12 protein-coding genes and 1 other RNA gene are annotated in these 12714 nt (G+C 61.3%); 4 read left to right on the top strand and 9 right to left on the bottom strand.

What is annotated here, in order from left to right; all coding sequences use genetic code 11:
- Positions 1–5: 5 nt before the first annotated feature.
- The 9 genes from mraY to rsmI form a co-directional block, all read right to left on the bottom strand.
- Positions 6–1088, bottom strand: coding sequence for a phospho-N-acetylmuramoyl-pentapeptide-transferase (gene mraY / locus MRY17_RS04535; protein WP_057724619.1), 1083 nt, complete (start codon positions 1086–1088; stop codon positions 6–8).
- Positions 1088–2458, bottom strand: coding sequence for a UDP-N-acetylmuramoyl-tripeptide--D-alanyl-D-alanine ligase (locus tag MRY17_RS04530; protein ID WP_243353351.1), 1371 nt, complete (start codon positions 2456–2458; stop codon positions 1088–1090). Before MRY17_RS04530 ends, mraY begins: the two co-directional genes overlap by 1 nt.
- Positions 2451–3914 (bottom strand): UDP-N-acetylmuramoyl-L-alanyl-D-glutamate--2,6-diaminopimelate ligase, encoded by a 1464-nt coding sequence (locus MRY17_RS04525; RefSeq protein WP_243353350.1) that lies wholly within the window; start codon positions 3912–3914, stop codon positions 2451–2453. The genes MRY17_RS04530 and MRY17_RS04525 overlap by 8 nt, the downstream gene beginning before the upstream one ends.
- Positions 3914–5656, bottom strand: coding sequence for a peptidoglycan D,D-transpeptidase FtsI family protein (locus tag MRY17_RS04520; protein ID WP_163001703.1), 1743 nt, complete (start codon positions 5654–5656; stop codon positions 3914–3916). Before MRY17_RS04520 ends, MRY17_RS04525 begins: the two co-directional genes overlap by 1 nt.
- A complete protein-coding gene (gene ftsL / locus MRY17_RS04515; RefSeq protein ID WP_057724615.1) occupies positions 5656–5949 on the bottom strand; it encodes a cell division protein FtsL in 294 nt (97 codons plus the stop codon). Before ftsL ends, MRY17_RS04520 begins: the two co-directional genes overlap by 1 nt.
- Positions 5946–6893, bottom strand: coding sequence for a 16S rRNA (cytosine(1402)-N(4))-methyltransferase RsmH (gene rsmH / locus MRY17_RS04510; RefSeq protein ID WP_065892620.1), 948 nt, complete (start codon positions 6891–6893; stop codon positions 5946–5948). The genes ftsL and rsmH overlap by 4 nt, the downstream gene beginning before the upstream one ends.
- Positions 6890–7345, bottom strand: coding sequence for a division/cell wall cluster transcriptional repressor MraZ (gene mraZ / locus MRY17_RS04505; protein ID WP_004371993.1), 456 nt, complete (start codon positions 7343–7345; stop codon positions 6890–6892). The genes rsmH and mraZ overlap by 4 nt, the downstream gene beginning before the upstream one ends.
- A 354-nt stretch (positions 7346–7699) precedes the next feature.
- An RNA gene (gene rnpB, locus MRY17_RS04500) (RNase P RNA component class A) lies at positions 7700–8053 on the bottom strand.
- Between the two features lie 96 nt (positions 8054–8149).
- Positions 8150–9055: a 16S rRNA (cytidine(1402)-2'-O)-methyltransferase gene (rsmI, locus tag MRY17_RS04495; RefSeq protein ID WP_164484881.1), complete on the bottom strand. Its 906-nt coding sequence runs from the start codon at positions 9053–9055 to the stop codon at positions 8150–8152.
- 176 nt (positions 9056–9231) lie between these two features.
- On the opposite strand from rsmI, the gene MRY17_RS04490 reads away from it, so the two are divergent.
- The 4 genes from MRY17_RS04490 to MRY17_RS04475 all read left to right on the top strand — a co-directional run bounded on the left by MRY17_RS04490 (position 9232) and on the right by MRY17_RS04475 (position 12678).
- The gene (locus MRY17_RS04490) at positions 9232–11043 is read left to right on the top strand and encodes a penicillin-binding protein activator (RefSeq protein WP_243353349.1); all 1812 of its coding nucleotides are present in this window, start codon (positions 9232–9234) and stop codon (positions 11041–11043) included.
- The gene (locus tag MRY17_RS04485) at positions 11043–11414 is read left to right on the top strand and encodes a YraN family protein (protein ID WP_181282641.1); all 372 of its coding nucleotides are present in this window, start codon (positions 11043–11045) and stop codon (positions 11412–11414) included. Before MRY17_RS04490 ends, MRY17_RS04485 begins: the two co-directional genes overlap by 1 nt.
- A 92-nt stretch (positions 11415–11506) precedes the next feature.
- Complete coding sequence (locus tag MRY17_RS04480; RefSeq protein WP_003216190.1) at positions 11507–12100, top strand: phosphoheptose isomerase; 594 nt, start codon at positions 11507–11509, stop codon at positions 12098–12100.
- Positions 12097–12678 carry a BON domain-containing protein gene (locus MRY17_RS04475; protein WP_057724611.1) on the top strand — a complete coding sequence of 194 codons (582 nt, stop codon included), beginning with the start codon at positions 12097–12099 and terminating at the stop codon, positions 12676–12678. The genes MRY17_RS04480 and MRY17_RS04475 overlap by 4 nt, the downstream gene beginning before the upstream one ends.
- Positions 12679–12714 lie beyond the last annotated feature (36 nt).

Genomic DNA, 12714 nt, shown 5'->3' with positions numbered 1-12714 from the left:
CGTTTCTACCTCAGTTTCAGGGTGGCAAGGCCGACCAGTACCAGAATCACGGTGATGATCCAGAAACGGACGATCACGCGTGGCTCGGGCCAGCCCTTGAGTTCAAAGTGGTGGTGAATCGGCGCCATGCGAAATACGCGGCGCCCGGTCAATTTGAAGGAAGCCACCTGGATGACCACCGACAGGGTTTCCATCACGAACACACCGCCCATGATGAACAGCACGATTTCCTGGCGCACGATCACCGCAATGGTGCCCAGCGCCGCGCCCAGCGCCAGTGCGCCGACGTCGCCCATGAACACTTGCGCCGGGTAGGTGTTGAACCACAGGAACCCCAGGCCGGCGCCGATCAGCGCGCCGCAGAACACGATCAGCTCGCCCGCGCCCGGTACATAGGGAATCAGCAGGTATTCAGCGAATTTCACGTTACCCGACAGGTAGCAGAAGATGCCGAGCGCGCCGCCCACCATCACCGTCGGCATGATCGCCAGACCGTCGAGGCCGTCGGTCAGGTTCACCGCGTTGCTGGAGCCGACAATCACGAAATAGGTCAGCACCACAAAGCCGATGCCCAGTGGGATGCTGGCGTCCTTGAGCATCGGGATGATCAAGGTGGTTTCCACGGCGCTTGGCGCGGTGGTGTACAGGAAGATCGCCGCCGCCAGGCCGAATACCGACTGCCAGAAATACTTCCAGCGGCTTGGCAGGCCCTTGGAGTTTTTCTCGATCACTTTACGGTAGTCATCCACCCAGCCGATCGCGCCGAACAGCAGGGTCACCAGCAACACCACCCACACATAGCGGTTATGCAGGTCAGCCCAGAGCAAGGTGCTGACGCCGATGGACGACAGGATCAACGCACCGCCCATGGTCGGGGTGCCGGACTTGGACAGGTGCGACTGCGGGCCGTCATTGCGAACCGATTGACCAATTTGCAGGTTCTGCAGGGTGCGGATCATCCACGGCCCCAGGAACAGCGACAAACACAGCGCGGTCAGCACACCCAGGATCCCGCGCAGGGTCAGGTACTGAAAGACCGCGAAGCCTTTGTGGAACTGTTGCAGATACTCAGCCAGCAGCAGCAGCATTAATGTTTCTCCGTACTTGAGCCACACAAGGCTGCGACGACGTTTTCCATCACCGCGCTGCGCGATCCCTTGATCAAAATGGTTGTCTGTTTATCGTGCTCGGCCGCAGCCAACGCCTGGATCAATTCAGCCTGGCTCGCGAAATGGCGCGCGCCGGGACCGAAGGCGTCTACCGCGTGAGCCATGTTCGGGCCGACCGCGTAGAGCGCGTCGACTTTACCGGCGGCATAGGCGCCGACCTCGCGGTGGCCTTGCTCGGCCCAATCGCCCAATTCGCCGATATCGCCCAGTACCAGCACCTTGCGGCCCTCAAAGCCTTTGAGCAGATCCACGGCGGCATTGATGGAAGATGGGTTGGCGTTGTAGGTGTCGTCGATCACGCGCATGCCGTTACTGGCCAATTGCGCCACGGTGCGGCCCTTGACCGGCTGCACCGCGCCCAGGCCCGTGGCGATGCCGAACAGCGAAACACCCAGGGCGTGAGCGGCGGCGGCGGCGGCCAGGGCGTTGGCGACGTTATGGTTGCCCAGCAGGTTCAGTTGCACATGCTCATTGCCCTGCGGGGTATGCAAGGTAAAGGACGGGCAGCCCCGCGCATCGACGGTAATGTTCGAGGCGTGGAAATCGGCCGCAGCGTTCAGCACCGCAAACGTCAGCACCTTGCGACCGGCGGCACGTGCACGCCAGGTTTCGAACGCCTTGTCATCCAGGTTCAGTACAGCGCTGCCCGAGGCGCCGAGGCCCTCAAGGATTTCACCCTTGGCTTCCACGATTTTTTCCGGGCCGCCGAACTCACCGACATGGGCGGTACCGGCGTTGTTGATAATCGCGACGTGAGGCTTGGTCAGCGCCACGGTGTAGGCAATCTCGCCGATGCGTGATGCGCCCAGCTCGATCACCGCCGCCGTGTGTTCCGGGGCCAGCTCGAGCAGGGTCAGCGGTGCGCCGAAATCATTGTTCAGGTTGCCACGGGTGGCGAGCACCGGCCCACGCGTGCGCAATACACCGGCCAACAGCTCTTTGACGGTGGTCTTGCCACTGGAGCCGGTGACGGCGGCTACCGGCTTGTCGAAGGCGGCGCGGTTCAGCGCGCCCAGTTGACCCAGGGCCAGGCGGGTGTCGGCAACCAGCAACTGCGGCAAGGTGGCGTGCGCCACTTCACGCTGCACCAGGGCACCCACGGCGCCTTTGGCGGCGACCTCATCAAGGTAGTCGTGACCATCGAAACGCGGGCCTGCGAGGGCGACGAACAACTGGCCGGGCTTGATATTACGGCTGTCGATACTGACGCCATCGAACGTGCAATCGCTGGACAGCACGCGGGCCGACAAGGCCTGGGTCAGCTGGCTGAATGTCATCGCCTTAAGCATGGGCGGCCTCCCAGGCAGTCAAGGCGCGATCGGCCTCGACCAGATCGGAAAAGGCATGGCGCTCGCCATTGATTTCCTGGTAGTCCTCATGCCCTTTGCCGGCCAGTACCACTACGTCATCCGCGCTGGCGCCGGCGATCAATTGAGCGATGGCTGCGCCGCGACCGGGCACGAAGGTGACGTTGCCGGTGTCTTTGAAGCCTTCGCGGATATCGTCGAAAATCCGGCCGGGGTCTTCGCTGCGCGGATTATCGTCGGTCACCAGCACGCCGTCAGCCAGGCGCTCGACAATCTCGGCCATCAACGGACGCTTGCCGCGATCGCGGTCGCCGCCGCAGCCGAACAGGCACAACAGCTTGCCCTTGGCATGCGGGCGCAGCGCCAGCAGGACTTTTTCCAGTGCATCAGGGGTGTGGGCGTAGTCGACCACCACCAACGGTTGCGTGCCGCCACCCAGGCGCTGCATGCGACCGGCCGGGCCTTGGAGCTTCGGTAGCACCTTGAGGATTTCGTCGAGGGCGTAATCCAGACCGAGCAGCGCGCCGATAGCGGCGAGGACATTGCTCAGGTTGAAGCGACCAAGCAAGGTGCTGCGCACATGGTGTTCGCCCTGAGGCGTGACCAACGTAGCGCGCACGCCTTCGTCATTGAAATGGGCCTCACGGCAATACAGGTAGGCGCTGGAATCTTCCAGGCTGTAGCTGATCAAGCGCGCCTCGCTGTCTTCGGCGGCCAACTGGCGGCCGAACGCGTCGTCGAGGTTGACCACCCGGCACTTCAGGTCATTCCAGGCGAACAACCTGGCCTTGGCGGCGGCGTACGCCTCCATGGTGCCGTGGTAATCCAGATGATCCCGGGACAAGTTGGTCATCACCGCCACATCAAACGCCAACGCCGTGACGCGACCCTGGTCCAGACCATGGGACGAGACCTCCATCGCAACCGCCCTGGCGCCTGCCTTTTTCAGGTCGGCCAGGGTCGCTTGCACGGCAATCGGGTTCGGCGTGGTGTGCAGGCCGCTTTGCAGCGCACCGTAAAAACCGGTGCCCAGGGTACCGACGATGCCACAATGCTGACCCAGCAGGTCCAGCGCCTGGGCGACCAGCTGAGTCACGCTGGTCTTGCCGTTGGTGCCGGTCACGCCCACCAGGTTGAGGTGGCGGCTCGGCTCGCCATAGAAGCGCCCGGCAATGTCGGACAACTGCGCGGCCAGGCTCTTCACCGGAATCAATGGCACATCGGTGATCGGCAGCACGGTGGCGCCGTCCACTTCATAGGCCACGGCGGCGGCGCCACGCTGCAGGGCGTCGGCGATATGCGCACGGCCATCGAATTTGCCACCGGGCACCGCCAGGAACAGGTCACCGGCGCGTACCGTGCGGCTGTCCAGGCTCAACTCGCGGATCAACAGATCGCGGCCGGCGTGGGCAAAAATCTTGTTCAGGCTAAGAGACATCAGCCGCGCCCTCCATTGGCTTTTACCGCGGCCACCGGCGGTGCGGCGTTCGCTTGCTGGGTCGGCGGCAGATTGTCCGGCGTGATGTTCATCAGGCGCAGGGTGCCGGACATCACTTTGCTGAACACCGGCGCCGAGACCAGGCCACCGAAGTAACCGGCCTTGCTCGGCTCATCGATCACCACGACGATGGCGTAGCGCGGGTCGCTCATCGGGCCGAAACCGGCGAACAGCGAGCGATAGGAATTTTCCGCATAACCCTTGGTGCCAACCGAGGTTTTACGCGCGGTACCGGACTTGCCGGCCACGTGATAAGCCGGCACCTGGGCGCGGAAAACGCCACGCGGCGCCTCGATCACTTGTTGCAGCATGCCTTGCATGGTCTTGGCGACTTTTTCCGGAATGACCTGAGTGGCTTTCGGCGCTTCGTCAACATGGATCAGGCTCAACGGAACCATGCGGCCGTTATTGGCCAATACAGAGAAAGCGTGGGCCAGCTGGATCGCGGTCACCGACAGGCCATAGCCGTAGGACAGCGTGGCGGTCTCGGCTTTTTTCCAGTCGCGATAGTTCGGCAGGTTGCCTACGCGCTCACCGGGAAAGTCGAGGCCGGTGGGTTGACCCAGGCCGATTTTTTGCGCCAGGTGGTAGATGGTTTCGCCACCGATATCGAAGGCGACCTTACTCATGCCTACGTTACTGGAGTTGATCAGGATGCCGGTCAGATCCAGCACCGGGCCCTCGGTGCGAGACACGTCACGAATGGTGTACTTGCCCAACTGCAAAGTGCCTGGATACACCTCTACCTTGTCGCTGGGCTTCCAGCGTCCGGTTTCCAGGGCGGCACTCATGGAGATGGCTTTCATGGTCGAACCCGGCTCGAACACGTCGATCATGGCGCGGTTGCGCATCATCGCCGGTTGCAGGTTGCGGCGGTTGTTCGGGTTGTATGTCGGCTGGTTGACCATGGCGAGGATCTCGCCGGTCTTCACGTCCATGATCACCAGGCTGCCGGCTTTGGCGCCGTTTTCGATGATTGCGTTACGCAGTTCGCGGTTGGCCAGGTATTGCAGACGCAAGTCAATCGACAACGCCAAGGGCTTGCCGGCCTTGGCGTTCTTTGTGACCTGTACATCCTTGATCAGTCTGCCGCGCCGATCCTTGATGACCTGGCGCTTGCCCGGAACGCCGGCCAGCCATTCATCGTAGGCCAACTCGACCCCTTCGCGGCCATGGTCATCGATATCGGTAAAACCGACCATGTGTGCAGTGGTTTCCCCGGCCGGGTAGAAACGACGAAATTCCTCGATGCCGTAGACACCGGGAATTTTAAGGTCGAGCACTTGCTGACCCTGCTCAGGAGTGAGCCCGCGAACCAGGTAGATGAATTCTTTATTGGCCTGGGCTTCCAGACGCTCGGTCAGCGCTTTGCGATCCTGCCCCAGGGCTGCGGCGAGTTCGGGCCACTTGTCCTTGGCCACCTGCAATTCCTTGGCGTTGGCCCACAGGGTAGTCACCGGCGTACTCACGGCCAGGGGCTCGCCATTACGGTCGGTGATCAGGCCGCGGTGCGCGGGAATCGGGATATGCCGCAGGCTACGGGCATCGCCCTGGCCGATCAGGAAGTCACGGTCGACGACCTGCAGGTCGAAGATCCGCCAGACGATCGCGCCGACCATCAATGCCAGCAAGCCGAGCATCAGGCGGAAGCGCCATGGATAGAGCGCGCCCTCGAGCTTCATCATGGCGCCACCATGCGAACGTCGGCCGCGCCAGGAATGTGCATTTTCAACTGTTCGGTGGCCAGCACTTCGATACGGCTATGGGCCGTCCAGGTGCTCTGCTCCAGGATCAGCCGGCCCCATTCCGCCTGCGCCTTGTCGCGCACGCTCAATTCCCCATAGAGGGTGTTGAGCAACTGACGATTCCAATGCGCGCTGTAGGACACCGCAATTGCGGACACCAGCACGCCGACAAACAGCAGCAACATAAAGAAGCTGCCGCCCGGCAGGGGTTTGGCGAAAAGCTTGCTCACCGCAACTTCTCCGCGACGCGCATGACGGCGCTACGGGAACGTGGATTGGCCTTGAGTTCGGCTTCGGAGGCGAACTGCGCCTTGCCATGGATTTTGATTTTCGGCACAAACGCTTCGAAACGCACCGGCAGGTTGCGCGGCAGGTTGTCGGACTCGCCCTTGACCAGACGACGCATAAACAGTTTGACGATGCGGTCTTCCAGGGAATGGAAACTGATCACCACCAGGCGCCCCCCCACTTCCAGCGCCTCGAGGGCAGCCTCGAGGCCGGCCTCCAGATCGCCCAATTCGTTATTGACGTGAATGCGCAAGCCCTGGAACGCACGGGTTGCCGGGTTCTTGCCCTTTTCCCAGGCCGGGTTGGCAACCTTCAGCACTTCGGCCAGGTCAGCGGTGCGTTCGAACGGCTGGATCTCACGGCGCTCGACGACAGCGCGGGCCATGCGGCCGGCAAAGCGCTCTTCACCGTATTCCTTGAATACCCGGGCGATTTCTTCCACGGGCGCGGTGGCAATGAACTGCGCGGCGCTGACGCCACGCGTCGGGTCCATGCGCATGTCGAGGGGGCCGTCGTTCATGAAGCTGAAGCCGCGCTCCGGGTCATCGAGCTGCGGCGAAGACACGCCCAGGTCGAGCAGAACCCCGGCCACCTTGCCTGCCATGCCGCGCTCGGCGACTTCGGCGCCCAGCTCGGCAAAGCTGCGCTGCACAACGACAAAGCGGCCGTCTTCGGCCGCTAGCGCTTGCCCGGTGGCAATCGCTTGAGGGTCTTTGTCGAACCCGAGGAGTTTACCGTTGGGCCCGAGCTGGCTGAGTATCAACCGGCTGTGCCCGCCCCTGCCGAAGGTGCCATCCAGATAGCAGCCATCCGCGCGTACGGCGAGAGCCTCAACGGCTTCGTCAAGCAGTACGGTGATGTGGTTAAAGCCGCTATCAATAGTCACAGGATCAAATCACGCAGTTCATCAGGCATGGCGCCCGGTTGTTGAATAGCAGCCAGGTCAGCTGCAGAAACAGCATCCCAGGCATCTTCGTCCCACAATTGGAACTTGTTCAGCTGGCCTACCAGCATGGCGCGCTTGTCGAGCCGGGCGTATTCGCGCAAACGCGGAGGCACCAGGAAACGACCGCTGCCATCGAGCTCAAGGTCGACGGCATTACCGATCAGCAAACGCTGGAGGCGGCGGTTTTCTTCACGCAATGAAGGCAGCGCGCGCAACTTGGTTTCAATCAACTCCCACTCATCGAGGGGGTAAACACACAAACAAGGATCAACAGCGTCAATCGTGATGATTAACTGCCCCGAACTTCGCGAAATGAGCTCGTCACGATACCGGCTCGGCATGGCGAGACGGCCTTTTGCATCGAGACTGATAGCGTTAGCTCCGCGAAACACAGATGCGTTTCTCCAAATTTTAGCGTTTTACGTTCAAAAAACCCACTTTGTGCCACTTTCCGCCACTTGCGCACACTATAGGAATGCGCCCACCACACCGTCAAGGCGCGGATACAAGGAAAAGCCTTACAGAACGGAGATTTACGAGCGTAAAGAGAGGAGAAACCCGACTTCGGCGTTGTTTTTGACTCAACAAGCGCAAAAAACTCAAAGAGCTGAGGCTCAAAGTTAAAGTAATTTATTAAGAGTAAGATTTTTTTGGTATTACGAAGACGCATCTGCCAATGATTTGGCAGGGAGGGATTCTTGCGTTACTACCGGTTTCTGCCCGAGATTCGGACAAAAGGAAAAAAGGTGGAGAGTCGATCTGTAAGCCGGGTTCTGTCTTGAACAGTCATTCGTCTACGATGGCCATCACTGGACATCTTTAGCAACCTACCCGGTCCCAGCGCGGGCCACGCCTTGGGACCCTATTTGGTCTTGCTCCAAGTGGGGTTTACCTAGCCACGAACTGTTGCCAGTCGTGCGGTGCGCTCTTACCGCACCTTTTCACCCTTACCGGCACCGAAGTGCTTAGGCGGTTATTTTCTGTGGCACTTTCCGTAGGCTCACGCCTCCCAGGCATTACCTGGCACTTCGCCCTATGGAGCCCGGACTTTCCTCCCCCCCCTAATTTTCATAGAGGGCAGCGACTGTCCAATCGACTCTCCGCCGCGCAGGTTAACGGCACGACGGCTTCAGGACAAGTATTAAAAGTGCAGCATTGCCACCACGTTCGGACGAAACACCGGCGTGGCCCCGGAACTATTCGGCTTTCTGTTTATCGAGCGCGGCCTGATACAACACATTCTTGCGCAGACCGGTAATTTCCGCCGCGAGGGCAGCAGCGCGTTTGAGCGGCATTTCCTTGAGCAGCAGATCGAGGATGCGCATGGCCTCGCTACCCACCGCGTCCTCACTCTCAGGCGCCGTCCAGCCGGCCACCAGCACCACGCACTCGCCACGCTGCTGATTGCTGTCGCCTTCGACAAACCCACGCAGTTCTTCCAGGGGCAAGCCCTTGAGGGTTTCAAAGGTCTTGGTCAACTCTCGCGCCAGCAGCGCCAGGCGCTCGCCGCCGAATACCAGTTCCATATCCTGCAGGCATTCCAGGATGCGGTGCGGCGCCTCGTAGAAAATCAGGGTGCGCGGCTCTTCCTTCAGCGCCTGAAGACGGGCGCGACGCCCTACTGTCTTGGCGGGCAGGAAGCCTTCGAATATAAAACGGTCCGACGGCAAGCCGGCTGCAGATAATGCGGCGATCAGCGCGCACGCTCCCGGAACAGGCACTACATTGATACCAGCGGCGCGCGCCTGGCGGACCAGATGGTACCCAGGATCGGAAATCAACGGCGTGCCCGCATCGGAGATCAGCGCAACATCATCACCCGCCAGCAAGCGGGTGATAAAACGGCTGCCCTCCTCACGTTCATTGTGCTCATGGCACGCCGCCAGTGGCGTGCTGATTCCAAAATGCTGCATCAACCGTTGGGAGTGCCGTGTGTCTTCCGCCGCGATCAATTTAACCTCGCGCAGCACCTTCAAGGCCCGGGCGCTGATGTCGTCCAGGTTGCCAATGGGCGTCGCCACGACAAAAAGCGAGCCTGCAGTGGAATTCAAAGGACCTGGAGCAGTCAAAACGCACACCTCGATGATTGGCAAAGGCCACATTGTAGCGCGTCGACGCGCTGAAAATATGCCGTCACGGCAGATGTCGTTTCAGCCACTGTTAGCAAGTCGCAACAATTGCACGACCTAAATCCACGGTTTCACGCCACGAACATCGCGCCTGGGCCAGTGCTTGGGTACACTTCCACGCTAATTTGATCGGTATCAGGAACACTTACATGATCGCTTGCCTGCGGCTGCTCTCCGCCCTCTGCCTCGCTGCCTTGCTGGCCGCTTGCGCCAGCTCGCCCTCCTCGAGTCTTGGCGACCTTCCACGCACCCCGGATGCCAGTATCGAGCAACTGCTCGAACAGGCCACCTCCGCCAGCACGCCGGAAAAGGCTGCGTTGCTGCGCCTGAGCGCGGCTGACCTGGCCTTCCGGCAGAACAACCCTGGCCGCTCCTCGCAGATCCTTGCCCAGGTGCCCCTGACTGTTCTGAAGCCGGCCGCGCAGATATTTGCCAGCACGCTGGCCGCCGAACTGGCGATGACCCGCAACCAGCCCAAGGCGGCATTGACGGCGCTGGACCATCCCAGCCTGCAAAGCCTCAAGGAGCTGCCCGCCGATCAGCAGGTGCGCACCGGCACCGTGCATGCCCGCGCTTATGAAGCCGACGGCCAGACCCTGGCCGCAGCGCGCGAGCGTGTCGCCATGGCATCTCTGCTCAGCGGCGATGCGGCCAACAGCAACCATGAAGCAATCTGGGCATTGATTGCCGCACTGCCGGCCGAGCAGTTGCAAGCCACCGGCAACCCGACACTGGACGGCTGGATCACCCTGGCCCAGGCGGTCAAGGGCGCCGGCACGCTGGAGCAGCAGCAAGCAGCCATCGACACCTGGCGCGCGCGCAACCCCGGTCATCCGGCCGCCGTGCAATTGCCGACGCCGTTGACCAAGCTCAAGGAACTGGCCAGCCAGCCATTGAACAAAATCGCCCTGTTGCTGCCGCAGGAAGGTGCCCTGGCGTCAGTCGGCAAGGCCTTGCGTGAAGGCTTCATGGCCGCTCACTATCAGGCCGAACAGGCCGGGCAGAAGCCGCCCGTGATTGAGTTTTACGACAGCTCGCGCCTGACTTCCATCGACGACTTCTACGCCAAGGCCCAGGCCGCCGGCGTGCAACTGGTAGTCGGTCCGCTGGAAAAGCCGCTGGTCAAACAGCTCAGTGCTCGCCCGCAGTTGCCGATCACCACCCTGGCGCTGAACTACAGCGAAACCGATCAAGGCCCGGCGCAACTGTTCCAGTTCGGCCTGGCCGCTGAAGACGAAGCCCGCGAAGTGTCGCGCCGCGCCCGTGCCGACGGCCTGCATCGCGCCGCCGCCATGGTGCCCCGTGGCGAATGGGGCGAGCGTGTCTACAAAGCGTTCCGTCAGGATTGGGAAGCCAATGGCGGCACCGTCATGGGCGTCGAGTATGTCGATCAGCCGGTGGCACTGGCCCAGCAGATCGCCGACCTGTTCCAGTTGCGCAAAAGCGAAGGTCGCGCCAAGAGCCTGCAAAACACCGTCGGCACTGACGTTGCCGCCCAGCCGTCGCGTCGCCAGGACATCGAGTTCATCTTCCTGGCCGTCACCCCGCAACTGGCCCAGCAAATCAAGCCGACCCTGAACTTCCAATACGCCGGTGATGTGCCGGTCTATGCGACTTCCCATGTATTCAGCGCCAGCGGCGACCGCAACCAGTACCTGGACATGACCAACGTGATGTTCTGCGAAACCCCCTGGTTGCTCAACACTACCGACCCGCTGCGCAATCAGGTTGCCGCACAATGGCCGCAAGCCAATGGCAGCCTGGGCCGTCTCTATGCGATGGGCGTCGATGCGTATCGCCTGGCGCCACGCCTGGGCCAGCTCAAGGCACTGCCGGACACCCGAGTCGACGGTCTCTCCGGCAACCTGGGCATCAGTGCCAATCAGCGCGTTGATCGCCAGATGCCATGGGCCAAGTTTGTCGGCGGCGAGATCCAGCGCCTGCCGGACACCCCGCGCTGATGCCCGAGCGGTCCAGCGCACAAAGCGGCAAGGATGCCGAACTTCAAGCGTTGAGCTACCTGCAACAACAGGGTCTGCGCCTTCTGGCGCAGAACTGGTTATGTAAACGCGGTGAGCTTGATCTGGTCATGCTTGACGGCGATACAGTAGTATTCGTCGAAGTCCGCTACAGAAAACACGCACAATGGGGTGGCGCGCTCGCCAGTATCGATGGGCGCAAGCGTCAGAAGCTGATACTCGCCGCGCAGTTTTTCCTGCTCAAAGAGCATCGGTGGGCCAATTCCCCCTGCCGTTTCGATGTGGTTGCCATAGAAAGCACACCGTCGGGGCCTGCTGATCTGAACTGGCTCAAAGATGCCTTCGACAGCTGACTCACCCGGCACCTTCACCACACACTTTTGCTCTTTGCTTTGCGGGCTGCACATTTCCGTGTCAAACAGCCGCGCTAATTAAGGTCACACAGATGGACATGCAATCCCGAATTCGCCAGCTTTTCCAGGCCAGCATCGACACCAAGCAACAGGCGATGGACGTACTTGCACCGCACATCGAGCAAGCCAGTCAGGTCATGGTCAATGCCTTGCTCAACGAAGGTAAAATGCTTTCGTGCGGTAACGGCGGCTCGGCCGGTGACGCCCAGCATTTTTCCTCCGAGCTGCTCAACCGCTTCGAGCGCGAGCGCCCGAGCCTGCCGGCGATCGCCCTGACCACCGACACGTCGACAATCACCTCGATCGCCAACGACTACAGCTACAACGAAATCTTCTCCAAACAGATCCGCGCCCTCGGCCAGCCGGGTGATGTGCTGCTGGCGATTTCCACCAGTGGCAACTCGGCGAACATCATTCAAGCGATCCAGGCCGCACATGATCGCGAAATGATTGTCGTAGCCTTGACCGGGCGCGACGGCGGCGGCATGGCCTCGTTGCTGCTGCCCGAAGACGTGGAGATTCGCGTCCCGGCCAATGTCACTGCACGCATTCAAGAAGTCCACCTGCTGGCGATCCACTGTCTGTGCGATCTGATCGACAGCCAACTGTTCGGGAGTGAAGAATGACCGTTAACCGCCTTAGCCTTTTGGCCATCACGCTGTGCCTCGCCATCAGCGGTTGCAGCACGGCAATCACCGCAACACGGGACACCCCGATCCAGGACGACCGGGGCACACGCACCTTCGGCAGCACCATCGATGACTCGCTGATCGAAACCAAGGTCAAGGTCAACGTCGCCAAAGCGGCTACGGACCTGGGCAACGGCGCATCGCGCATCGTCGTGACCAGCTTCAACGGCGTCGTGCTGCTGGCCGGTCAGACGCCGCGCGAAGACCTCAAGGCCCAGGCTGAACAGGCCGCCTCGGCGGTTCAGCGGGTCAAGAAGGTCCACAACGAACTGCAGGTCATGGACCCGATCACCCTGCTGGCGATCAGCAACGATGCGTTGCTGACCACCAAGATCAAGGCGCAGATGCTCACCGACAGTGCCGTGCCGGGCTCGCGTATCAAGATCGTCACCGACAATGGCATCGTCTACATGATGGGCCTGCTGACCCAGGCTGAAGCCACTCGCGCGGCCAACCTGGTACAGGGCGTGTCTGGCGTTCAAAAAATCGTGAAGGTGTTCGAATACATCGACTGATGTAACCAGCGTCTAGCCACACCCACAAAAAAAGGG

Origin of the sequence: Pseudomonas orientalis, assembly GCF_022807995.1 — a bacterium.
Lineage (GTDB): Bacteria > Pseudomonadota > Gammaproteobacteria > Pseudomonadales > Pseudomonadaceae > Aquipseudomonas > Aquipseudomonas orientalis_B.
This window is presented reverse-complemented; position numbering and strand designations above follow the sequence as displayed.